The sequence below is a fragment of the Weissella paramesenteroides ATCC 33313 genome (genome assembly GCF_000160575.1).
Lineage (GTDB): Bacteria > Bacillota > Bacilli > Lactobacillales > Lactobacillaceae > Weissella > Weissella paramesenteroides.
Genome location: NZ_GG697132.1, coordinates 235294 through 258165 on the forward strand (window position 1 = coordinate 235294; position 22872 = coordinate 258165).

General features: G+C 38.9%; 17 protein-coding genes, 8 tRNA genes, 1 pseudogene, 1 riboswitch and 1 other annotated feature. Of the genes and pseudogenes, 5 read left to right on the forward strand and 21 right to left on the reverse strand.

Features of this window, described 5'->3' with window-relative positions:
- Nucleotides 1–121: 121 nt before the first annotated feature.
- Nucleotides 122–889 (forward strand): tyrosine-protein phosphatase, encoded by a 768-nt coding sequence (locus HMPREF0877_RS07990; RefSeq protein WP_040761020.1) that lies wholly within the window; start codon nucleotides 122–124, stop codon nucleotides 887–889.
- A gap of 83 nt (nucleotides 890–972) precedes the next feature.
- On the opposite strand, the gene HMPREF0877_RS07995 is transcribed toward HMPREF0877_RS07990, so the two are convergent.
- From HMPREF0877_RS07995 to HMPREF0877_RS08050, 12 genes are all read right to left on the reverse strand, one after another.
- Nucleotides 973–1926, reverse strand: coding sequence for an aldo/keto reductase (locus HMPREF0877_RS07995; RefSeq protein WP_040761022.1), 954 nt, complete (start codon nucleotides 1924–1926; stop codon nucleotides 973–975).
- A gap of 87 nt (nucleotides 1927–2013) precedes the next feature.
- Nucleotides 2014–3033 carry a dTDP-glucose 4,6-dehydratase gene (gene rfbB, locus HMPREF0877_RS08000; protein WP_002828834.1) on the reverse strand — a complete coding sequence of 340 codons (1020 nt, stop codon included), beginning with the start codon at nucleotides 3031–3033 and terminating at the stop codon, nucleotides 2014–2016.
- Between the two features lie 95 nt (nucleotides 3034–3128).
- A complete protein-coding gene (locus tag HMPREF0877_RS08005) occupies nucleotides 3129–4013 on the reverse strand; it encodes a 3-hydroxyacyl-CoA dehydrogenase (RefSeq protein WP_040761024.1) in 885 nt (294 codons plus the stop codon).
- A gap of 116 nt (nucleotides 4014–4129) precedes the next feature.
- On the reverse strand, nucleotides 4130–5272 hold the full coding sequence (locus tag HMPREF0877_RS08010; protein WP_002828836.1) for a trans-sulfuration enzyme family protein: 1143 nt from the start codon (nucleotides 5270–5272) through the stop codon (nucleotides 4130–4132).
- Between the two features lie 292 nt (nucleotides 5273–5564).
- On the reverse strand, nucleotides 5565–6908 hold the full coding sequence (locus tag HMPREF0877_RS08015; protein ID WP_002828837.1) for an Nramp family divalent metal transporter: 1344 nt from the start codon (nucleotides 6906–6908) through the stop codon (nucleotides 5565–5567).
- Nucleotides 6909–7129: 221 nt separating this feature from the next.
- Nucleotides 7130–7213, reverse strand: a tRNA-Leu gene (locus HMPREF0877_RS08020).
- Nucleotides 7214–7259: 46 nt separating this feature from the next.
- Nucleotides 7260–7343 (reverse strand) — tRNA-Leu (locus tag HMPREF0877_RS08025).
- A gap of 56 nt (nucleotides 7344–7399) precedes the next feature.
- Nucleotides 7400–7472: transfer RNA gene (locus HMPREF0877_RS08030), tRNA-His, on the reverse strand.
- A gap of 14 nt (nucleotides 7473–7486) precedes the next feature.
- Nucleotides 7487–7557 (reverse strand) — tRNA-Trp (locus HMPREF0877_RS08035).
- A gap of 42 nt (nucleotides 7558–7599) precedes the next feature.
- Nucleotides 7600–7672: transfer RNA gene (locus tag HMPREF0877_RS08040), tRNA-Phe, on the reverse strand.
- An 8-nt stretch (nucleotides 7673–7680) separates the two neighbouring features.
- Nucleotides 7681–7754 (reverse strand) — tRNA-Asp (locus tag HMPREF0877_RS08045).
- Between the two features lie 2 nt (nucleotides 7755–7756).
- Nucleotides 7757–7829: transfer RNA gene (locus tag HMPREF0877_RS08050), tRNA-Val, on the reverse strand.
- Between the two features lie 281 nt (nucleotides 7830–8110).
- Between HMPREF0877_RS08050 and HMPREF0877_RS08055 the strand changes: the two genes are divergently transcribed.
- Nucleotides 8111–8181, forward strand: a tRNA-Cys gene (locus HMPREF0877_RS08055).
- 59 nt (nucleotides 8182–8240) lie between these two features.
- Here HMPREF0877_RS08055 and HMPREF0877_RS08060 read toward each other — a convergent pair.
- The 5 genes and pseudogenes from HMPREF0877_RS08060 to HMPREF0877_RS08080 all read right to left on the reverse strand — a co-directional run bounded on the left by HMPREF0877_RS08060 (nucleotide 8241) and on the right by HMPREF0877_RS08080 (nucleotide 14504).
- Complete coding sequence (locus HMPREF0877_RS08060; RefSeq protein WP_002828838.1) at nucleotides 8241–9770, reverse strand: glycosyltransferase; 1530 nt, start codon at nucleotides 9768–9770, stop codon at nucleotides 8241–8243.
- Nucleotides 9770–11368 carry a glycosyltransferase family 4 protein gene (locus tag HMPREF0877_RS08065; RefSeq protein ID WP_002828839.1) on the reverse strand — a complete coding sequence of 533 codons (1599 nt, stop codon included), beginning with the start codon at nucleotides 11366–11368 and terminating at the stop codon, nucleotides 9770–9772. Before HMPREF0877_RS08065 ends, HMPREF0877_RS08060 begins: the two co-directional genes overlap by 1 nt.
- A gap of 69 nt (nucleotides 11369–11437) precedes the next feature.
- A pseudogene (locus HMPREF0877_RS08070) lies at nucleotides 11438–12310 on the reverse strand (NAD(P)-dependent oxidoreductase); the annotation flags it as partial.
- A gap of 311 nt (nucleotides 12311–12621) precedes the next feature.
- Nucleotides 12622–13194, reverse strand: a complete 573-nt coding sequence (locus HMPREF0877_RS08075; RefSeq protein WP_002828841.1) for a xanthine phosphoribosyltransferase — start codon at nucleotides 13192–13194, stop codon at nucleotides 12622–12624.
- 5 nt (nucleotides 13195–13199) lie between these two features.
- On the reverse strand, nucleotides 13200–14504 hold the full coding sequence (locus tag HMPREF0877_RS08080; RefSeq protein WP_002828842.1) for a nucleobase:cation symporter-2 family protein: 1305 nt from the start codon (nucleotides 14502–14504) through the stop codon (nucleotides 13200–13202).
- A gap of 108 nt (nucleotides 14505–14612) precedes the next feature.
- Nucleotides 14613–14711: riboswitch (purine riboswitch) on the reverse strand.
- A gap of 219 nt (nucleotides 14712–14930) precedes the next feature.
- On the opposite strand from HMPREF0877_RS08080, the gene HMPREF0877_RS08085 reads away from it, so the two are divergent.
- Entirely contained in the window at nucleotides 14931–16112 is a 1182-nt protein-coding gene (locus HMPREF0877_RS08085; RefSeq protein WP_002828843.1) for an MFS transporter, read from the forward strand.
- A 75-nt stretch (nucleotides 16113–16187) separates the two neighbouring features.
- On the opposite strand, the gene HMPREF0877_RS08090 is transcribed toward HMPREF0877_RS08085, so the two are convergent.
- From HMPREF0877_RS08090 to HMPREF0877_RS08105, 4 genes are all read right to left on the reverse strand, one after another.
- Nucleotides 16188–17543, reverse strand: coding sequence for a dihydrolipoyl dehydrogenase family protein (locus HMPREF0877_RS08090; RefSeq protein ID WP_002828844.1), 1356 nt, complete (start codon nucleotides 17541–17543; stop codon nucleotides 16188–16190).
- A gap of 48 nt (nucleotides 17544–17591) precedes the next feature.
- Nucleotides 17592–18068, reverse strand: a complete 477-nt coding sequence (locus tag HMPREF0877_RS08095) for a GAF domain-containing protein (protein ID WP_040761029.1) — start codon at nucleotides 18066–18068, stop codon at nucleotides 17592–17594.
- A 49-nt stretch (nucleotides 18069–18117) separates the two neighbouring features.
- Nucleotides 18118–18343 (reverse strand) — a binding site (T-box leader).
- A gap of 70 nt (nucleotides 18344–18413) precedes the next feature.
- Nucleotides 18414–18749, reverse strand: coding sequence for a thioredoxin family protein (locus HMPREF0877_RS08100; RefSeq protein ID WP_040761032.1), 336 nt, complete (start codon nucleotides 18747–18749; stop codon nucleotides 18414–18416).
- Between the two features lie 115 nt (nucleotides 18750–18864).
- Nucleotides 18865–19953, reverse strand: coding sequence for a PTS sugar transporter subunit IIC (locus HMPREF0877_RS08105; RefSeq protein ID WP_002828847.1), 1089 nt, complete (start codon nucleotides 19951–19953; stop codon nucleotides 18865–18867).
- A gap of 439 nt (nucleotides 19954–20392) precedes the next feature.
- Between HMPREF0877_RS08105 and HMPREF0877_RS08110 the strand changes: the two genes are divergently transcribed.
- Together HMPREF0877_RS08110 and gdhA are read left to right on the forward strand one after the other, a co-directional pair.
- A complete protein-coding gene (locus HMPREF0877_RS08110) occupies nucleotides 20393–21331 on the forward strand; it encodes a VanZ family protein (protein ID WP_002828849.1) in 939 nt (312 codons plus the stop codon).
- Between the two features lie 153 nt (nucleotides 21332–21484).
- Nucleotides 21485–22831, forward strand: coding sequence for an NADP-specific glutamate dehydrogenase (gene gdhA / locus HMPREF0877_RS08115; protein WP_002828850.1), 1347 nt, complete (start codon nucleotides 21485–21487; stop codon nucleotides 22829–22831).
- The last annotated feature ends 41 nt before the right edge of the window (nucleotides 22832–22872 follow it).

A 22872-nucleotide genomic window follows, 5' to 3' on the forward strand; every position in this document is an offset into this window, starting at 1 on the left:
ATACTATTTTTTAAACCAAGCTTAAATAAATTTAGTTATGATAAATCTTTTAATTTTTACATTTCAAGCCCCGCAAATACGCTATACTAATCTTAATAATAAAAAAGAAGGAACTATTATTATGATTGATATTCATTGTCATCTATTACCAGGAATTGATGACGGATCTGAAGATTTAGATATTTCATTACAAATGGCACGTGATGCAGTGGCAGATGGCATTACACATGCTTTATTAACACCACACCATATGAATGGTCACTATATTAACCATGCCTCCGATGTCGTAGACTTAACGAATTGGTTTCAAGCTGAATTAGATAAAAATCATATTCCGCTCACTGTATTCCCTTCACAAGAAGTCCGCATTAACGGGAATTTACTATCGTTAATTGATAATCATGATATCTTAACTACAGATGAACAGGGACAATATATTCTCATTGAATTCCCTTCACATGATGTGCCTGCCTTTACCAAAAAAATGTTATTCAATTTACAGGAACGTGGCTTAACACCCGTTATCGTTCATCCCGAACGTAACACGGAATTAATGGCTCATCCTGAATTACTTTATGACATGGTTAGTAATGGTGCTTATTCACAGATAACTGCAAGCTCATACGTGGGTACCTTTGGTAAAGCGGTCCAAAAATTTTCAGAAGATATCTTAGACAATGGCTTAGCTCAAGTCATTGCTTCTGATGCCCATCATTTGCCTGATAGAACTTACGAAATGAGCGATGCATTTGCTAAGTTAAAAAAGGAATATGGTTCACGTCGTAGTCATGCATTTGATGATAATGCTAAGGCATTAATCAATGGTGATCCATTAATTAGATTTGACGAGACCCCTATTAAAAAGAAAAAATTTTTTTCTGCCTATTAAATAGTGCTAACAAAAAGCCAGATGCTCATCACAGCATCTGGCTTTTCCGACATTCAGTTTTCTACTATATTAATAGTCCGCTTTTATGGTAAATCATTACCTGCCGCAAAATAGATGTCATACCATTCTTGATGTGACAACTGCACATCACGCCCATCAATCATCTCAGTCAAACGACTCGGCGTCATTGAACCAAGAATAACCTGCATATTTGCTGGATGTGTCAAAATGAAGGCGACGGCAATCCCATTCTTTGTTGAATGGTGCTTGTCAGCAATTTCTTGTAACTTTTTGTTCAACTCTGGGAACTTATCATTATCAATAAAGTGACCTTCAAACATCCCATACTGGAATGGTGACCATGCTTGAATTGTCATATTCTTTAATTGTGAATATGGTAAGATACCACCATCATGATCGACCGAGCGACTATCTGCCATGTTAACGTGCAAACCTGCATCAACCATCCCCGTATGCATCACACCAAATTGCAGTTGATTAGCAACCAATTTTTGATCCAAAACTGATTGTAACAACTCAATTTGCCAAGGATTCATGTTTGAAACACCAAAATGCTTTACTTTACCTGCCGCTGATAATGTATCAAATGCAGCCGCAATTTCTTCAGGTTGCATTAACACATCTGGCCGATGTAATAAGAAAACATCCAAATAATCTGTCTTTAAGCGTGATAGTTCTGCATCGACTGAGGCAATCAGATGCTCCTTAGAAAATTCGTAACGCGGTCCCAAAATACCATCTTCAGCCACTGGTCCCTTGTCCGATAAAATACCACCCTTTGATTGTAAAATGATATCTTCACGCTGAACGCCAGCCGCTTTTAGTGCACCTGCCAACTTTGAAGTTGACTGACCATTACCATAAATATCAGCTGTATCAAAAAAATTAACACCCTTTGATAGCACGGTTTCTACGACTTCTTGTGCTTGCGCATCTGTTTTATCCCCCATGCGCATGGCCCCCAACGCAACTGTTGGTACCATCAAACCAGAACCACCTAAATTAATTTGTGACATATTTTGTATTCCTCCCTTTTCAGGGTACATTTTACACTCTTTTCTACTGAGAAACAGTGTTGACATTATGAATAGATTTTGTTTGATTTATTGTCTATTTTTCGCATAATTCGCTTCAATTTTCGCTTTGTCTTTTTCCCACCATGCTTGATTTTGCTGATACCAGTCAATGGTTTGCTTTAACCCCGCATCAAAATCCAAATACTTTGGTTGCCAATTTAACGTTTCCTGCGTTCTCGTTGCATCAATTGCATATCGCAAATCGTGACCGGCACGATCCTTAACAAATTCAAAATCATCTACAGGTTTTCCCATTGCCTGTAAAATTTTCTTTAAAACAGTGAGATTATCCTGTTCACCGTTTGCACCAAGCAGATAAGTCTCACCGATAGTCCCGTGCATTAGAATTTCCCAAATACCAGCGACATGATCAGTAACATGAATCCAATCTCGAATATTTCGCCCATTACCATATATTTTTGGTTTAATGCCACTCATAATATTAGTAATTTGGCGTGGTATAAATTTTTCAATATGTTGATAGGGACCATAATTATTCGATGTATTAGAAATGGTTGCTTTTAATCCAAAAGAACGCACCCACGCTCGAACCAGTAAATCTGAGCCTGCTTTCGTTGCTGAGTATGGTGAAGATGGATTATACCTAGACAATGGTGTAAACTTTTCATTTCGACTAGTTTCATCTAATGGTAAATCACCGTAAACCTCATCCGTTGAAACGTGGTGGAAGCGGACGTCATAGCGACGAGCTGCCTCAATAAGTGTAAAGGTACCCATTAAATTCGTCTGCATAAATGGTGATGGGTCAGTTAGTGAATTATCATTGTGACTTTCTGCTGCAAAATGAACGACAGCATCAGTCTCTCGCATTAATTTATCCACCAACTGTGCATCATTGATATCTCCGACAATCAATGTCACACGATCATCTGGTAAATCAGCCAAATTTTCAGCATTGCCTGCATATGTTAATTTATCTAACACTGTTAGTTTTACATCTGGATGTTCAGTGATTACATAGCGAACAAAATTAGTGCCAATAAAGCCAGCACCACCTGTCACCAAGATATTTTGATATTTCGTCATTCACTTTCTCCAAAATTTTTTCATAGTATTTTAAAAAAAGAGGTTGAGACAAAAGATGATGTCCCAACCTCTTTTTGCTAAAAACGTCTTAATCTTTATTTCAAGAAATCCGGATCCAGAAATGCTGGATTTGGATACTTATAGAACCCTTCACCTGAAGCAGCTCCTGTCTTTCCTGCATCAATCATTGCCTTTAACGCCTTGGCAATTTCTCCAGCTTCTGCATCAGTTTCGGCTTGCGCCAACGATAAATTGTAAGGTGTATTTAGACCAACCACATCTAAAATTGCGAACGGACCTTGTGGTGCACCAGTCGCAATCATCCATGACTTATCAATTGTTTCGGGATCCGCAACCCCATTGACCCAGAGCTTTTGCGCAGCATCTAGTAATGGCACTAGCAATGAATTTAGAATATAACCATGTTGTTCCTTATACAATCGGAATGGGACCATCCGAATGTCCTTAGCAAATTGAACAACTTCATCCAAGTACTTCCCCTCAGTTCCTGGATGCCCCATAATCTCAGCGTTGTTATTCTTCCAAATTTGATTAGCAAAATGAATGGCTAAGAATTTTTCAGGTCGGTCAACATATTCAGCAAACTGTGATGGCACGAATGTTGATGAATTCGTTGCAAAAATTGTCTTTTCAGGTGCTACTGATGACAATTCTTGATAGTAGCTCACCTTAATTTTGACACTCTCTGGGATGGCTTCAATAACTAAGTCCGCATCAGCAACCGCTTCTGCCAAGCTTGTACTGAATGACATATGATCGATTACTGATGCAGCTTTATCACCGTCATCATAAAATGCTTCGTATTCAGGTACATAGCTTGCAAGTAATTGCTTTGCATGGTCTATGGCCTCATCATTGATGTCATAAAGTGTGACATTAAACCCAGTAAATGCTGTTTGAAATGCAATTTGACTTCCTAAGACACCACCACCAGCGATAGTAACGTTCTTAATTGACATATAAAATCCCCCAATTTCATACTTACGAATAGATATATCCGACAACATTCAACATATACTAATTATATCACTCTTATCATTTTTACCCCGGTTTTGGTGTCCACTCCATTGCATATTTAATCTGCCAAATAGTGAAAACCACGGGCCAAGTCCGCTAATAAGTCCACTTGGTCTTCAACACCAACTGACAAACGAATCAATTCATCTTTAATACCATTTTGCAAACGAATATCACGAGGAATTGCGCCATGTGTCATAATCGCTGGTACCTCAATTAAACTTTCAAGAGCTCCTAGGCTTTCAGCCAATGTAATGACGCGTAGTTGTTCAACAAATGCTTTCGGATCTAATCCCGGTTGTAATTCGAAAGAAATCATGGCACCAAAGCCATGCATTTGTTTCTTAGCAACTTCATAGTCCGGATTTTCCGGATCGCCTGGATAATAAATTTTGCTTACCATTGGCTGGTTATTTAAGTACTCAAAAATAGCCTGTGCATTCTTTAAATGTGCCCGCATGCGTAACGATAATGTTTTCATTCCTCGTTGTAGCAACCAACTTTCTTGTGGTGCTAAAATACCACCAATTGCATTTTGCAAATAGCCGATTTTTTGTCCCAAATCAGGATCTTTAGTGACTACCAAACCAGCAATGACATCGCTATGACCACCTAAATATTTCGAAGCACTGTGCAATACAATATCAACACCCAGTTCAAGTGGGCGCTGGACGTATGGGGATGCAAACGTATTGTCAATAATACTTAACACATGATACTGTTTTGCGATATCAGCAACTGCTGCAATGTCTGTCACACGTAGTAACGGATTGGTTGGCGTTTCTAGGTAAATTGCCTTGGTTTGCGGCGTTATTGCGTGTTTAACAGCTTCTAAATCACGTGTATCAACAATGGTAAATGTCATACCAAAACGCTTTAATACCGCATCGATCAAACGAAATGTTCCCCCGTAAACATCGTTACCAACAATAAAGTGATCACCTGCTGAAAAAAGTGAAAACACTGTATTAATTGCAGCAGACCCTGAAGCAAATGCAAAACCGGCTGTACCACCCTCCAAATCAGCAATTAGTCTTTCAACTGCTTCACGGGTAGGATTCCCTGAACGTGAATATTCATATTTACTCTCACCAATTTTCTTTTGATGAAAAGTAGATGCCATATAAATCGGTATCGATGTTGCGCCAGTGAACTCATCTTCACTAATACCACCATGAATTAACTTTGTATCAAATTCCATTATTTTTACCCCTGTTTATCAATATCTCATTTTATCTAATAAAAAAGAGCGCGAAATTCTGATTTTCATCAGAGACTTCGCGCCCATAGTTCAACCCCCAGCCAAGTGGGTATCGAACTTTTTAAGGTGATTATTCCTCAAAAATTGCCCAATACTAATCGGCCGAACATCGCATTAAGCGCGTTGTTCGACAAAAACAAACTGTTAAATTAAGCATTGTTTGATTCATAATGACCCTCCACTAGATTTATTGACAATAGTGTACCTGTATCATGACACTACTGTCAAGCACTTAAAATAATGGTGCTAACGTATCAATAATTAATTTGATATTCAAAATAGTCAATACAATTGCGATTGTATAACCTGTCCACTTAGCCCAAGCATTGTTCTTAAACTCACCCATAAACTTTGCTGAAGATGTAAAGTAGATCAGTGGGAACATTGAAAATGGTAAAGCCACTGATAAGAAGATCTGTGAATAAACCAGCAGTTGATCCAATGCGCCTTCGGTTGCCCCAAAGATGATTGTGAAGATGATAATAGGCACCAAAGCTAACCCACGGGTCACTAGACGTTGTAACCACATTGGCATCCGCAAAGTTGTATAACCTTCCATGATAATTTGTGCAGTCAAAGTTCCAGTGATTGTTGAATTTTGACCTGACGCTAGCAAAGCAATGGCGAACAACATGCTCAAGAATGGGCTAGCAATCGCACCAACAATCTCACGATTGTTAAGAGCATTGAACAAATCACCAAAGGCTTCTAAGTCAGAACCATGACCGAAGAAGAGCGCTGCACCGACAATCAACAACAAGGCGTTAACGATAAAAGCACCAGTCAATTGAATGTTTGAATCCCAAGCAGTAAATTTCAATGCTTCCTTAATGCTCTTCTTATCACGTTTTACTTGACGTGTTTGTGAAATTGATGAATGTAGGTAAAGGTTGTGTGGCATAACTGTGGCACCAACAATTCCTAGTGCTAACATCAATTGACTATGATGCAACACTTCCTTGTGTGGCACTAAATTGATTGCTGCGGCACCCATATCGGGCTTTGCCAAAATCGCCATGTACAAAAAGATTCCTAAAATAACCAGAATCAATGTCGCAACAATCGCCTCAATTTTACGGAAACCTAACTTCATTAATAATAGTAATAGCAACACATCTGCTGCGGTAATTAAAACACCCCACAACAATGGTAAACCAAATAATAAATGAATGGCGATAGCTGCACCAATTACTTCAGCCATATCAGTTGCCATAATGGCCAACTCAGTCATGATCCAAAGTAACCAGCCCACCGCTTTATTCGTACTATCTCTAGTCATTTGCGCCAAATCTTTTTGCGCCACAATCCCTAACTTGGCGGCCATGTATTGTAGCAACATCGCAATTAAACTTGAAATCAAAACAACTGATAACAATAAGTAGTGGTATTGTGCACCACCGACAATTGACGTAATCCAATTTCCTGGATCCATGTAACCAACCGCAACAAGTGCTCCTGGTCCACTCCAAGCCATTAATTTACGTAAAAATCCACCTGTTGTTGGCACCTCAACAGAACCATTGATCTCAGCAAGGCTTTGATTATCTGATTCTGGTGTCGTTGTTTTCTCTACCATCAGTCCTTTTCTCCCATAATGTCTTGTTGGTAATGTCCTCTATCCTAGTATCTAATAAAGTTAACAAAATTCAAACCATTACCTATCATTTCGTTCAAGGTAAACGCTTTCAAAATGTTTTCTTAAGTTAATTGCAAGATGTTCTTTTTTCAGTCTTAAATGTTAGTAATGAAAAAAGTTCCATAAACCTAGTTTTCACTAAGTTTATGGAACTTAAAATATGCCGTCGATGGGGGTCGAACCCATACTCCCTTGCGGGAACTGGATTTTGAGTCCAGCGCGTCTGCCAATTCCGCCACAACGGCATGTAATAATTAAATAAGTGAATTAATAATAAACGGTTACACCGAATGCCGTCGATGGGGGTCGAACCCATACTCCCTTGCGAGAACTGGATTTTGAGTCCAGCGCGTCTGCCAATTCCGCCACAACGGCATATTTAATTATTATTATATAAAATTATGTAAAGAGTGAATTCTTCTCACTCTAAGGGCGGTAGATGGGGATCGAACCCACGCGTGCCGGAACCACAAACCGGTGTGTTAACCACTTCACCACTACCGCCATCATCAGATAAACAGGGGTAGAGGGAGTCGAACCCCCACCGACGGTTTTGGAGACCGTTGTTCTACCATTAAACTATACCCCTATTTTGAGATGGTTATTATTGATAATACGATGTATTATCAAATGGCGCGGGGCGGAATCGAACCGTCGACACTACGAGCTTCAATCGTATGCTCTACCAACTGAGCTACCGCGCCATTATAAACGGTCACAACGGGATTCGAACCCGTGATCTTTCGCGTGACAGGCGAACGTCATAACCAACTAGACCATGCGACCAATGGACGTTACAGGGATCGAACCTGTGACCCCCTGCTTGTAAGGCAGGTGCTCTCCCAGCTGAGCTAAACGTCCATTCTCTGTTGTCATAAACTCAACAACAGAAATTATTATACCGATATTTTTCAACCTTTGCAACCCTAAACCGCATATGATTTTAATTAAATATACTATCTGGCATATTTTTAGATAAAAAGCTTATATATTTAAGAGATTGTGACACCTACTTATGTCTCATGCCCAACGAAATTTCTATAACTTAACACACAAATCAATTAGGTAATTGCAACTTTGCGTCATTTCCCCTATAATATGTAATCGTGGTGGTAATTATATTAATACATAACATACAAGATGGTAGTGTAGCCAAGTGGTAAGGCAACGGTCTGCAAAACCGTCATCACGGGTTCGATTCCCGCCACTACCTTATAAAAAAGGACAAATTGACAGTGTCGCGTCAATTTGTCCTTTTTGTTTTATCTTTTATTAATTGAGTACTTGTTGCCAAATAGTTGCCATCTTATTATCCGAAAATGTTTGGGCTTTATCATATGCTGCAACAGACATTTGTGTCCATGCATCATCATCAAGCAATAGCTCCGTAACTTTTTGAGCCATCGCCAGGTTTGAACCATCAGGGACAATGTAACCATTAACGCCATCTTCAATCAATGCGTGCGCACCATATGGCACATCAAAACTAACACTTGGTACACCATAGCTCATCGCCTCAACCAAGTTCATCCCCAAGCCTTCACCAACCGATGTTTGTAAAATAACTTGGGCTTGTTGGTAAGCTTTCTGCAAGACCGCTTCTGATACATAACCACCAAAAGTAACCCGATCAGCAACATTTAACTTAGTTGCTAACTCTTGCAACTCATGCATAATTTCTTGTGTTGCTGCATATCCATAGTATGTCAATGTTGCATCTGGCACAGTTTTAACAACCCGTGCTAAAACTCGTAATGCCTGTTCTGGACGTTTTTCAGGGGATAAGCGGCCAACATAGAGTAATTGATGTGACTGACGCTCAGACAACGTGACACGTGGTTGTGCTAGTGTTTTTTCGTCAACAACAACGTCCGGAGCAACTTCAATATTTAGTTGTGGATAACGAGTCTGCAAATCTCTCTGTTGCGCAATCGTGGGCACCAAAATAGCTGTAAATGCTTGGCCATATCGTTCTAATACATTAAGATACGCCGGATATAATTTACCTCGAACTGGATGCTTTGTATCGCTGGTATGAATATCATGTAAATAGGCAAATTTGTGATTTGTTCCCTGAACACCAGCAATAATATGATCTAGGCCACGTCGGTCTGAAATTAACGTTGTCTCAGGCTGTTGACGAGTAATTTCATTTAAAAAGAATAAGAATAGTTGCTCTTCTGTATTAAACCGATAATCATGGCCTAAATAATTAATCAATTTATACATGCTTGGTAATAATTGACCATTTATATTCATGTGGGTGACCTCAAGAACTGATTCACCAGCTAAATTCAAAAATTTTTGCACTGCTAATTGACCATCTGGATGAAAGTAATCAACTGATGATTTAAAGCCACGCCAATCAAAGTTTTCCCGCACAGTTAAGTTATCAGCTCGATCATAGTACAAAATGTCATTAACTAATCCGACTGTCGCTAGCATCACATTTATTTTTGCCACGACACGACCAGCATCTTCAAGGGTTGAATAGTTTGGCCCATGACCAACAATATGGTACTTATCAAGTGGAATTTGTGCTAACAAACGTAATGGTTGCTCTTGTCGTTGTACATCTGTTGTCCCTTGAAAATAATCATACATGTTTAATACTTCAGTCGCATGCAATCCGACAGCACCTGCATCACGACTTAAAAAGCGATTATAATCTCGCGTAACATAAGCTGCCTTACCCAACATACCTTGTTGCGCTATCCGATTAAAAAACTTCACACGCTGTGCTTGTGCATGTTCAGTTCCTGAATTATAGGCAAATATATTTTCACTAACAAAGTAATACATTATTGTTGTCCTCCCTGATAACCCGGCATTGCTGCAAGCTTCACTGGCCAACTTTCTTTAGCATCTGCCAATAATGATTGCCATGCTGCCCAAACAGATGCTTCTGAATATCGTTCTGCTGAGTCATAGGCACTTGTCATATACTTATCAGCTAACTTAGGATCACGAAGTACCTTTAAAATTGCTTGAGCCAATGCCTGATAATCACCATATGGCACAACTGAACCGTTAACACCATCTTCGACAATTTCATTTGGTCCATAATTAACATCATATGAAAACGCAATTAAGCCATGCGAAATCGCCTCCATAATTGCCAAATTAAATCCTTCCATGCGCGAAGTTAGGCCATACATCATGGCATTATTCTGAACCTCATCAATATCTGTTGTGTATCCCTTTAAGGAGACAACATCTGACAAATGATATTCTTCAATTACTTGTTCCACTTCACGACGCGCCTTGTAATTATCGCTCGGATCAGGATAACCATATAAGTCTAAAGTAACTTGTGGGAATTCCTGATGTACAATGCCAATTGCACGCACTAAATCGTCCAAATGCTTTTCCCAGGCAATCCGTGCAAAGACAACCATTTTGCCAAATTGTCGTTCTGCGATTGGGACTCGTGGAGCGTCCAACAGGCGTTCGGGCACAATCCCAACTGGAATGGTAAACAACTTTGTCTTCGGCTGAAAACGCGCTCGAACATCAGCTGTTTGCTTATATGTAGCTGACACAACCGCATCATACCCATCAATATTATGCAATGAAAACTCGTAATTATTATTCAATAATGGTGCTGCTGGATTTTGGGCATCTGCGGTATGCGCATTATGCAAATGAAATACTGTATACGCTGGCTTTTTAAGGTGCAATAGCCCCCAGTCTCCTAAGTGTGCACGGTCTGCAATGAAAACATTCGGTTGATCAAGTGACCAATAATCATCATTCAGGCAGTCAAAGAAATACTTCGTTAATTCTGCTAAAGTATCAAATTGGTAAACTTGGTCATTACGATCAATCAATCGCCATCCTGTTTTAATGGTTTCACCACGCATGGTCTTTTTATGAAATGCTTCTATTACTGTACGACCGGATGGCGTTTGCCAAGTTTCAGTACCTATTTTGTTGTCGGGTGTATACCATTGTTGTAGCGATATAAATCCTCGTGAATCATAATGATCGACACGATAAAGGTTATTAAAACCATCAAACCACTCAACGGATTTCACTTGACGGTCAGCGTCAACATTGTAGTTCACACGTGCAACTAATTGTTCATTTGATTGCACTAAATAACGTGACTTTTCTGCATCATCAGTCATTTTGATATTTAAAACACCAAACTCGATATCCTGTACTTGTACTTTTTTCGCTGCAATTTGCGTTGCCTCTTGAAAGTAATCAAACATATTAATCAACTGATCGTCAGCAATGCCGGCATTATTAGCATTAATATGCGCATTCGGATCCCAATCACGTAAGACCACCATGACTGGTTCTTCATTTTTATTAAATAAATCCAATCGTTTCAATTCAGCATGCTCAATACCTGACTTTTGTTTCGGCATGGTTGCATTAATAAAAAAATTCATTTGTTTCGCCTTTCAGAAGTTGGGACAAAAGAAAATGTTCCAACTTTTTTGCTAAAAATATCTTAATTCTTACGCAAACTGTGACCACAATCTCACTATGGCTTGTGTACCTGCATCGGCTAACTTATTTTCATCTGCCAGCTTTGCATAAAGTTGCTCAGCTAATGCTGTCATCGGTAAATCAAGCTGCATTTTTTGTGCCTCATCTAATGCAATGCGCAAATCCTTAATAAAATGCTTCACATAAAATCCCGGGGCATAATCTCCAGCCAAAATACGTGGTCCGTAGTTATCTAACGACCAATTTTGCGCAGCACCACCACCTAATGTTTGCAAAACTTGTTCAACATCAAGGTCTGCCGCCTTAGCATAACTCATGGTTTCCGCCATTCCTAACATCGTCCCTGCCACCATAATTTGGTTAGCCATTTTTGCATGCTGGCCACGACCAGCACTACCAAATAAAGTATTAGCTTTTGAAATAACTTGGAAAATTGGCTGTAACTCATCAAAGGCTGATTTTTCACCACCAACCATGATCGTTAAGGTACCATTCTTTGCACCAGTATCCCCACCTGAAACAGGTGCATCCAAGACCGTTACCTGTTGCTTAGCACCCGCTTTAGCAAGTTCTGTTGCCAAAGTGGGTGTTGAAGTTGTCATGTCGACAACGATTTGACCAGCATGGGCACCTGCAAAAATACCGTTCTCACCATAAAATTGACTTTCAACATCTTTTGGATAGCCAACCATTATCATCACAACGTCTGCAACTTGAGCAATTTGCCGTGGTGAATCTTGCCAAATTGCACCATGATCAATTACTGTTTGTGCATGCGCCTTCGTACGGTTATAAACATAGACCTCATAGTTTGCTTGCAATAAATTATTGATAATGCCACTTCCCATGACACCTGTACCGATAAAGCCAATTTTCATCTCAAACGCCCCCTGTTTGTTATATTGCTTCTATTTTACCTTGACTGACTTAAAAAATAAAAAGGCTATTACTAAAAATATTTATATGCTATAAAAAAAGAGATTGGCACAAAAGAAAATGTTCCAACCCCTTTAATCCAAATTATTTTAATTATAAGCATGTAAATTTTACAGCATAAACGCGTTCCAAAAGTCTGAAGCCTCAATGTAACGCAATTTACGCAATCCCTGTCCTTCGCTTTGCTACGGCCAAAAATGACGCAAATCACGTTACACACCGGCTTCAAAACAACTTTTGTCTCGCTCTCAAAAAATTAGTCAGCAAATACAACTTGACCATTTTCAAAAGCTGCAATGCGTGCTAATGACTCAACATGAACACCTTGATCATCTAACATTGCGCGACCCTTTTGGAATGTCTTTTCAACGACAATACCGACACCAATCACTTCTGCTTGGGCAGCTTCAGCAATTTCCATCAAACCAGTCACTGCCTGTCCGTTTGCCAAGAAATCATCTATTAGAAGAACGCGCTCACCTTCGTGTAAGAAACGCTTATCGATCATCACGTGATTTGTTTCTTGCTTTGTAAATGAGTAAACATCAGCAACATATGATTCGGCTGATAACGTAATTGACTTCTTCTTACGTGCAAAAACCATTGGTACATGTAGTGCTAATGCTGCAAAAACAGCTGGTGCAATACCTGATGATTCAACAGTTAATACCTTATCTACCTTTTCATCAGCAAATAGGCGGGCAAATTCTTCACCCAAAGCTTGCATTAACTCAGGATCAACTTGATGGTTCAAGAAATTATCAACCTTTAATACGTCTTCACCTAAAACACGGCCGTCTTGCTTGATGCGATCTTCTAAAATTTTCATGTCTGCTAATTAACCTCTTTCTCACGTCCTGGTAGCAAAACGTTTAACAACACTGCTAACACTGACGTTATAACAACTGAATTTTGAATAACTAATTTTACTAACTCTGGTAAGTGTTGGAAAATTTGTGGATAAACCGTAACACCAATGGCTGCACCAATGGAAATTCCAGCAATCATTAAGTTTCGTTCAGCATTGAAGTCAACTTGTTTCAGAATAGTAATCCCCTGTACACCGATTGTACCAAATAGAATAATCATTGCACCACCCAAAACAGATGATGGAATGATTGTTGCTAAGGCACCAAATTTTGGTAACAAACCAATCAATAGCAAAATTAATACTGCATAATAGATTGGTTGGCGTGTCTTGACACCTGACAAACGTACAACACCAACATTTTGTGAGAATGTTGAATATGGGAAAGTATTAAACAAACCTGACAAAATAACGGCTAATCCTTCAGCACGATATCCTTTGGCCATATCTTCATTCGTTAGCTTACGACCAGTTAAATCAGCTAGTGCGAAGTACACACCAGTTGATTCCATCATTGATGTCAAGGCAACAATCATCATCGTAATCATTGCTGACCAGTGAAAGGTTGGTGTTGCTAGGAAAAACGGTGTTGGCATATGGAACCAAGATGCCTCAGCAACTGGTTGCAATGATACTTGTCCTAATAATCCAGCAAAAACTGTTCCAAGAATAATACCTAGTAAAATAGCAATTGACTTTATGAAGCCCTTAGCAAAAATAGTAAATAATAGAATAATAATAATGGTTACTAATCCAATTGACAGGTTAGTTAAGCTTCCAAAACTTTTCGCAGCAGTATCCCCACCACCCCAATTTTGGAAACCTACTGGAATTAGCGTAAATCCAATAACTGTAATTAATGAACCTGTTACAACAGGTGGAAAAAATTCGCGCAAACGGGCAAATAACCCACTGATTAGAAAGACAAAAATACCTGCAGCAATTGTGGCACCATACATAGCACCAATGCCCAATGTACTACCGATATTGATTAATGGTGAAACTGTCTGTACAGCTGATCCAATCACAACCGGCATCGCAATTCCTGTATACCGTGTGCCTTTGATTTGGAATAACGTACCAATCGCTGTCATAAAAATATCAGCTGAAATTAAATACGCCATTTGTTGCGCATTAAAATGTAATGCTGCTCCAATTAACAATGGCACTAAAATACCACCAGAATACATTGCCAAAACATGTTGTAATCCTAAAATAAGATTACGTAATTTACCAAAACGTCCTGTCGATGTTCGTGTGCTCGACTCCATAACTAAACTCTCCTCCAATATAGAAACACACGTAACCACTATCCCTATAGATATTTGGCAATAAAAAAACACCCTAACACGCAAAAAGCATGCAGAATGGGTGCATCAAAATATCAAAACACTATCGGTAGTCCATCTCTTGGGAGAAGGGTAGGAACTCGTTGGCCATTCTCCAACAATTATACCGACAGTGATTACGTTTTAATTATTATGTACTTAAATATAACAGACATTCTACCATTTGAAAACAATAATATTCGTCATTAGCTGATTTTTGCGAATATCAAAACCTCACGAAATCGACCCTTTGTTTAAAATTCTTATCTTTTATCAGTAAAAACCATTGACAAGGTGGGGTAATGTTTTATATTTTAGCGTGAGTGGAATTATATTGTGGGTTTCATTGTTTTCTAACAATTAAGGAGGATGCGTGTGAAAGAATTTAAAATTCAAAGTTTTGTACTGATTTTAATCTCTCTTATCTTAGGTTTTAGTGAATTTATTATTATTGGTATCCTTGATGATTTATCAAAGGAGTTTTCGGTGAGTGTCGCCACAACGGGCTATCTAGTGACGATTTTCGCCTTAGTTTATGCTATAAGTACACCGATTATTACGTCTACTTTACGGAGTAACTTGTATCATGCCATGCTTGTTTTGGCGCTAGTCTTTACATTTGGGAATGCTCTAACAATCATAGCTCCCAATTATACGGTACTCGTCATCTCACGGATTATCGTCGCCATCGTTTCTGGGGCACTCGTATCATTATCAATGACCTTTGCGACCGTTATTGCACCTATGGCAAAACGAGCCTGGTTAGTCAGTTGGATTTTTTCTGGGTTTAGCGTTGCTTCTGTTTTTGGTGTCCCCTTAGGAACATGGATCAGTACCACGTTCGGCTGGCGTTTTACTTTTATTACCATTACCCTGTTAAGTATTATTACCGTATTATTGATTATCAAAACACTACCGCATAATTTGATGCAGAAGAAACAAGGACATATTCTGCAACAATTTGTTATTTTTAAGGACGCAAGAATTTATCTAAGTGTCTTCATTCAAACATGCAGTTTAGCAGGTGTGTATGTCTTTTATACTTACCTACGCCCAATTTTTTCAAAGACATTGTCATTTGATGCTGGTTTGATAACTATCTTACTTACTATTTTTGGTGTTATGTCCCTAATCAGTAACCAGGCTAGTGGTCGTATTGCTGATAATAAAGGACTACGTTTGATGCCGGTACTTTACCTGATTGAATTTATCGTCCTCATCACCATGCCAATGCTTCTTGGTAATGTCTGGTCAGGTACCATCGATATTATGTTGGTTGGTGTTTTGATGTACCTTGTTAATTCACCCCTACAACTGCATATTATGGGTGTGGCTGAAAGTGATTATCCGCACTCATTGGTGTTGGCTTCTTCAATCAATTCAATTTTCTCAAATTTGGGTATCTCATTAGGATCTGCAGCTGGTGGTCTGGTTGTTTCAAACTTTGGACTCAATAATGTTGGTATTGGTGGCGCAATTTTCACCGCATTTGCATTAATTTCAACGATTATGTTAAATAAAGTCAACGCGGCAAAGCAAACTGTTTATTAAGCATATTTTGGATTTACTAAGAATCACAAAAAAGACGACTACTCAATTGATTTGGGTAATCGTCTTTATTTTTTGTTAAAAGAAATAAGTTAGATCCGAAGCGACCGATGGATAAGCATACAATTGCTTGGATACCGTCTCCTTCGTTAAACCTTGATTAATTGCTGAAGTTAAGTAGTTAATTAATTCATCAGCATGACTACTCAATACAGATGCACCAACAAGTTGCCCATCCTGATTCAAAACAGTTTTCACGCGTGCTGCAGGTTCACCTGTTCGATATGATGTGTACCAACTAGAAATGTCCAAATCATGCACGGTATAACCATCCTGGCTGGCTGTTTCAGTTGTCACACCTGTTTGCGCCAATTTTGGTGTACCGTATACAACAACTGGCACTGCCGGATAAGTAATAGGCTGTGACTGACCTAAAATTTCATTGGCCGCATGCTTTGATTCAAATGACGCAAGTGGTGTAATTTTAGGAACGGGTGAGTTAGCAACATCCCCTACTGCGTAGATATGCGCATTGCTTGTACGTAAGTGCTGATCAACTAAAACACCCTTCTCTGAAAATTGTACATGTGCCTTATCTAAATCTAACGTATCATGATTACCAACACGACCAGCTGCTCGAACAATTAGTCCAGCCGACAATGTATTACCAAAACTTAACGTTGCTTCTAATCCATTATCAGTCGATGCAATTTCAGTAACTTCCGTCCCAAAATACATTTGCACACCACGATCATCTAGTTGATCCATTAAAGAATCAACCATGGTTTCATCGAATGATTTAAGCAGTCGATCACCACGAACAACTAAACTGACCTTTGCACCAGCGGCAGCAGCGATCGAAGCAAACTCAATCGCAACAAAACCACCACCAATGATGACAACTTCATCTGGTAATTCTGGTAAGCTTAAAAATTCTTCAGAGTCGACTGTTAATTCAGAACCTGGAAATGATAGGTTTGCTGGGCGTTGTCCTACTGCAATAATCCAATCTGTTGCTGAGACTGTCACAGTCTCCTTGCCACCCTGGTTAATTATTGCTGTTTGTTCATCGATAAATGTCGCTTCTCCAGCTACATGATCAATGTCACTTGCCGTTAATGATTGCTCAGTTCCTGTCGAAATTCCCTTTGTATACTGATTCTTATGAGCCATTAAATCTGGCCAGTTAATATTAACTTGACCATCAATTCCTGAACCAGACAAAAATTCAGTTGATTCCTTCGCTTCAACCGCCCCCAATAAAATTTTCTTGGGATCACAACCATAGTTCGGACATGTCCCACCCCAAAGATATTTTTCAATGACGACAACTTGTTTACCCGCATCGTGTAACTGATGAGCAGCTGCTAATCCCGCGGGACCCGCACCAATAATTGCAACATCATATTGTTTTGTTTCACTCACTGGTTTCATACCATCCCTTCATAAAACATTATTCGATACTATTATCGCAAATTTTTATTAGATGTAGGGTAATAATGTTTGGGCAAAGTGTTCCAAGTCAGCTTTATCTTGGTCAGTAAATCGATTAAACGTTATCGAATCAATATCAATCACGCCAATTTTTTCACCATTTTCTCGTGTTAATGGTACAACAATTTCCGCATTTGATGCTGAATCACAAGCAATATGCCCTGCATGTTGATGTACATCATCAACGGTGATTGTTTCTTGACTTTCATACGCTTGTCCAACAACGCCTGAACCTGGCTTAATGCGAACAACTGCTGGTTTTCCTAGGAATGGTCCTAAAATAAGTTCATCCTGTTCATGGTCATATAAGTAAAATCCCGCCCAATTTACAGTAGCTAAGTTTTCATATAAAATCGCTGCAGCATTCGCCAAATTTGCTAGCGGAAATCCTTCAGATTCCTCACCTGTAATCCACGATGTCAATAACTGCGAAAGTAATGGTGTTGCTGTTGTTTGTTCTGTCATATCTTTATCCTCCAAATTAAAAAAGTCCCTAATAAGAACTTTTGTTCTTATTAGGGACGATGTCTCGTGTTACCACCCAATTTCATCTATCTGATACCAAATAGATCTCTGCGTTTGATTAAAACTGGGAAGATAACGGTTCCTACCGTGATAACAGCTTTCACTGATCATCATTCTCAGAGTTCATCTTCATGTCACTTGCCAAACACTTTTCCATCAACCAAGTGCTTTCTATATTGGCCAAATAACGTTACTCTTCTCATCATAGAATTTTAAAAATTCAATTGACCATATCATATAAATTACCTGACTACTTGTCAATCATTTTATGAGAATTCTTTAATTTTATACAGACTGTGCTAGCCAATCCATTACCTGTTGTGGATTCAAACGCTCACCATTACCAATATGGTCAACTTGTTTGCCATCCTCAAAAAGAACAAAAGCAGGAATACCCATCAATCCTTGTTCTTGCGCAATGGCTAAGTTTGCATCACGGTCAGCATCAAACCAGTTAATACCTGCAGAAGTGACACTTTTTTTAATATCTTTAACGAAAGGCTTGATAGCTTTGCAGTCACCACACCAATCAGCTTGCAAGAACATCACTTGCTTACCAGGCTTTGCGATTTCTTGGCGAATTGTTTCATCATCATTTAACTCTGGTTGATAAAATTCCATGTTCATGCCCTCTTTCACTTATTTATAGTAAAAATATCAACTATCTATTCATTAGTCAATGATAGCCTCTTTGAGTATGAACGATTAACCACCAAATCGCAACCAATTTAAATAACTAAACCTCACGCAATCGTAGATCTTGTACTCGTGTTTGCCCAATAACACGTAGGAAACGATAATAGAACCAAGCAAGCACCGCTGGGATCGCAACCCCGAAGACAATCAACAAAATCAAGCCTTGCATATTATGTGCTGCCAACCAAAGTGGTGCAATCAATGAGTTCAATCCCAATCCAGCCAAAGCATATGGTACTTTAAATCCAAAGCCAACCACTGCGATCACTGCCGTCACCATCGCAATCGCTGCTGGCCCAACTGCTAAAATTGGACGCTTTAGCAAATTAGCAAATTGTACCTTAGGTGTTACCAAGCCTTGCGCAATATTACCACCAATGGTGTTTTGGTCATATGACATTGCTGTGAATGAAACAAAGGCAACGGTCGTACCAATCAGTGCCGCACCAGATGACATAGGATCCAACTGAACGGCGATTGCCAAAGCAGCTGATGAAGCCGGAGTCATCAAGAACACAAACCAAGCAAATGAAACAACCAATGAACCAAGAACTGGATTAACTTGCATGGTATGTCCTAGCGCACCACTCACCCAATTTAGCGCTGGTGTTGTCACAGATGCCAATGCTAAACCAGCGATTGAACCAACCATTGTTACCGCAAATGGTACCAAAACCATATCCAATGGGGTCTTTCCCGTCATCCACTTACCCAGCATGGCTGCAATGACACCTGCCAATACAGCTGAGACCGGCTGTCCTGATGTCATGATTTGTGACCCAGCATCCTGAGCTGCCACCCAACCGGTAGCAGTCATCGTATGCGTTGCCACATCGGATGTAAAGTAAACACTATTCGCACCAACAGTAGAAGCAATCATTGTTGCCCCAATAACCAATGTTGACGTACGCATCATCACCGCAATAGCCATCCCCAAAGCAGGTGCTAATAACTTTTGTGCAATATTCCCAACTTGTACCAATGCATCCCAATGAATGGTTGTACCAACTGTATTAACCAACAGACCAATTCCTAAAAACACCAACACCGTATTTGAAACACCTTGCGAAACTAGGAAAACATAATCCTTGGCTGTCAATTTCTTTTCTTGCTCTTGTCCTTGCACCATAACACCTGCTCCTTTTTCTTTTGGAATTGAAGATACAAAAAACCGCTAGTTGGAAAAATCCTAACTAGCGGTTCACGAATAACAATTCAGTGATAAACTAGTCGGCCCCTTTTTAGGGCCGACACAAATTGCACGACCCTTTTAGCTGATAATAATCAAGTCTAAAATTAAGCCGCGTAATAACGCATTGTTTGTGTTGTTCATCATTGTCTTTGTCATACGATTTATCTCCGTTTTTGTTTGATGTCCTTTATTATGCACCTAAAAATTTGAATGTCAACACTTTATTTTAATCTTATTTTAATAATCTTTCTTTTAGCTCATTTAAATAATGCTGAATATACTGTCATAATCAACTTTCTTAATTTATTTTTTAAGTTTAGCGACTAAAATAACTCACCAATCATTACTTAAAAAATTGAACAAGGAGATCCTGCTTATGAGCGTGTTTGAACAACCAATTTTAGATGCCATTATTGTTTTCCCAATTATCTGCCTAATATTATATCTACCGTTTATGTTTTATCAGTATCGTAGATATGACCGTGTGACACTTTGGCATACCATCATGACATTCAGTTTTATTTTCTATCTAACAAGTGCTTTTTTCATTGTTAATTTACCATTGCCTTCTGAACGGTACATTCAACACTTAATCGCCATTGATTACCCAACCATGAACCTTGATCCACTAAAAATAATTAAGTCATTTATTTCAAGCAATCCACTTTTGCATGGTGGTAGTTTAATTGCCGGTCTACGTGATGCTACTGTCAGTCAAGTTGTTCTCAACATTTTTCTAACCGTGCCATTTGGTATTTACCTACGTTTTTACTACAAAAAATCATTTAGAACCACATTGCTACTCACTATCTTGCTAACCTCTTTCTTTGAAATAACCCAGCTAACTGGACTTTATAATATCTACGCTCGTCCATATCGCTTATTTGATGTCGATGATTTAATTCTAAATACCCTGGGTGGTGTGCTTGGTTGGATTTTTGTACCACTACTTGATAAATTAATCCCTTCTCGTGAGCGAATAGAGCACTTAGTAATCAATAATCGGGATCGTGTGACCTTTATTCATCAGACACTATCCTTTACACTCAATATCACACTGAACATTCTTATTTGCATCTTGCTACACAGCTTCTTCCCAAACCACTTAGCAACCATTAATTTTTTCGCCAATTTATTGATCTGGGGAATGATACCCGCGTTAACATCAAGTACAATTGGACAACAACTTATTCAAACGACAGTAAAAACAGCACAACAAAAAAATTGGCGATTAATCCTACGTAATTTATCATTGATTAGCTGTATTAACTTTGTACTACCAACATGGATGACCATGCTAGGACGAATTATTTAATAGCAATGAATTACGTATAACAGAGAGATATATTAATTTTTTTTAATAAACATAGCGATTTTTAATTAAAAGACTGTTATCATGATATTCAATAGTGTTTTTACTATTTAAATAAAAAGACAACTGAAGCTAACAAAGAAAGTAGGCAGACTAATGAGCAAAGTAAAAGAATATATTAACTCTGTAAAAGACGACATTCAACGTCGGGATCCTAATCAGACTGAATTCCAAGAAGCAGCTTTTGCTGTATTAGATAGCTTAGAACCAGTATTAGAAGCAAATCCCCAGTATGTTTCAAGTAACCTATTGGCACGTTTAGTTGAACCGGAACGTGTCATCCAGTTTCGGGTACCTTGGGAATCAGATGATGGCAAGTTTAATGTCAATCGTGGTTTTCGTGTACAGTTTAACTCTGCCATTGGTCCTTACAAAGGTGGTTTGCGCCTCCATCCAACAGTTAACTTAAGTATCGTAAAGTTCTTAGGATTTGAACAAATTTTGAAAAACAGCTTAACTGGACTACCAATTGGTGGTGCTAAAGGTGGTAGTGACTTCGATCCTAAGGGTAAGTCAGATGCAGAAGTGATGCGTTTTTGTCAGAGTTTCATGACTGAATTGCAACGCCATATTGGTCCAGACTTAGATATTCCAGCTGGTGATATTGGTGTTGGTGGCCGTGAAATTGGTTACTTATTTGGGGCTTATAAGCGCCTTAGAGGATACCAAAATGGTGTTTTAACTGGCAAAGGTTTAACTTTTGGTGGCAGTCTTGCACGAACTGAAGCAACCGGATTTGGATTAATTTACTACACAGATGCCCTAATAAAAGCCCAAGATGATGTACTAGCTGGTAAGACAATTAAAGTTTCTGGCGCTGGTAACGTTGCCATATACGCCATTCAAAAAGCTCATGAATTGGGAGCTAAAGTTGTTACTGTTTCCGACTCAAATGGTTATATTTATGATCCAAAAGGCATTGATTATACGATTGTTCGCCGAATTAAAGAGGTCGAACGTGGTCGTATCAAAGAATATGCGGATCAGGTACCATCTGCAGAATATCATGATGGCTCAGTTTGGGATCTAGATATCAATTATGATGTTGCTTTACCTTGTGCAACACAGAATGAGATCAATGAAGAACAAGCTGAGTTAATAGCTAAAGATGGCGCAAAATATATTTGCGAAGGCGCTAATATGCCAAGTAATGCAGCCGCTATTGTTGTTTACAAAAAGAATGATATCTTATATGGTCCCGGAAAAGCTGCTAATGCTGGCGGGGTTGCCGTATCCGCATTGGAAATGAGCCAAAACAGTGAACGTCTCTCATGGACCTTTGAGAAAGTTGATAACTATCTTAAAGAAATTATGGCAGGTATCTTCGCACAATCAGAAACTGCTGTTAAAAAATATAACTTAGATAAAGATTATCAAGCTGGTGCTAATATTGCCGGTTTTGAAAAAGTTGCCGAAGCTATGCTGGCACAAGGATTAATTTAGAATATGAAAAAAGCAGTTGGGACAAAAGAATTTGTTCCAAC

Coding starts and splice junctions, on each gene's coding strand:
- HMPREF0877_RS08010 (WP_002828836.1), bottom strand. CDS start 5,272: ATGGAATTTGATACAAAGTTAATTCATGGTGGTATTAGTGAAGATGAG.
- HMPREF0877_RS07995 (WP_040761022.1), bottom strand. CDS start 1,926: ATGTCACAAATTAATTTAGGTGGTTCTGGTTTGATGGTACCAACAGTT.
- HMPREF0877_RS08080 (WP_002828842.1), bottom strand. CDS start 14,504: ATGGAGTCGAGCACACGAACATCGACAGGACGTTTTGGTAAATTACGT.
- HMPREF0877_RS07990 (WP_040761020.1), top strand. CDS start 122: ATGATTGATATTCATTGTCATCTATTACCAGGAATTGATGACGGATCT.
- gdhA (WP_002828850.1), top strand. CDS start 21,485: ATGAGCAAAGTAAAAGAATATATTAACTCTGTAAAAGACGACATTCAA.
- HMPREF0877_RS08095 (WP_040761029.1), bottom strand. CDS start 18,068: ATGACAGAACAAACAACAGCAACACCATTACTTTCGCAGTTATTGACA.
- HMPREF0877_RS08065 (WP_002828839.1), bottom strand. CDS start 11,368: ATGAATTTTTTTATTAATGCAACCATGCCGAAACAAAAGTCAGGTATT.
- HMPREF0877_RS08005 (WP_040761024.1), bottom strand. CDS start 4,013: ATGTCAATTAAGAACGTTACTATCGCTGGTGGTGGTGTCTTAGGAAGT.
- HMPREF0877_RS08090 (WP_002828844.1), bottom strand. CDS start 17,543: ATGAAACCAGTGAGTGAAACAAAACAATATGATGTTGCAATTATTGGT.
- HMPREF0877_RS08110 (WP_002828849.1), top strand. CDS start 20,393: ATGAGCGTGTTTGAACAACCAATTTTAGATGCCATTATTGTTTTCCCA.
- HMPREF0877_RS08105 (WP_002828847.1), bottom strand. CDS start 19,953: ATGGTGCAAGGACAAGAGCAAGAAAAGAAATTGACAGCCAAGGATTAT.
- HMPREF0877_RS08085 (WP_002828843.1), top strand. CDS start 14,931: ATGCGTGTGAAAGAATTTAAAATTCAAAGTTTTGTACTGATTTTAATC.
- HMPREF0877_RS08100 (WP_040761032.1), bottom strand. CDS start 18,749: ATGGAATTTTATCAACCAGAGTTAAATGATGATGAAACAATTCGCCAA.
- HMPREF0877_RS08060 (WP_002828838.1), bottom strand. CDS start 9,770: ATGTATTACTTTGTTAGTGAAAATATATTTGCCTATAATTCAGGAACT.
- HMPREF0877_RS08075 (WP_002828841.1), bottom strand. CDS start 13,194: ATGAAAATTTTAGAAGATCGCATCAAGCAAGACGGCCGTGTTTTAGGT.
- HMPREF0877_RS08015 (WP_002828837.1), bottom strand. CDS start 6,908: ATGGTAGAGAAAACAACGACACCAGAATCAGATAATCAAAGCCTTGCT.
- rfbB (WP_002828834.1), bottom strand. CDS start 3,033: ATGACGAAATATCAAAATATCTTGGTGACAGGTGGTGCTGGCTTTATT.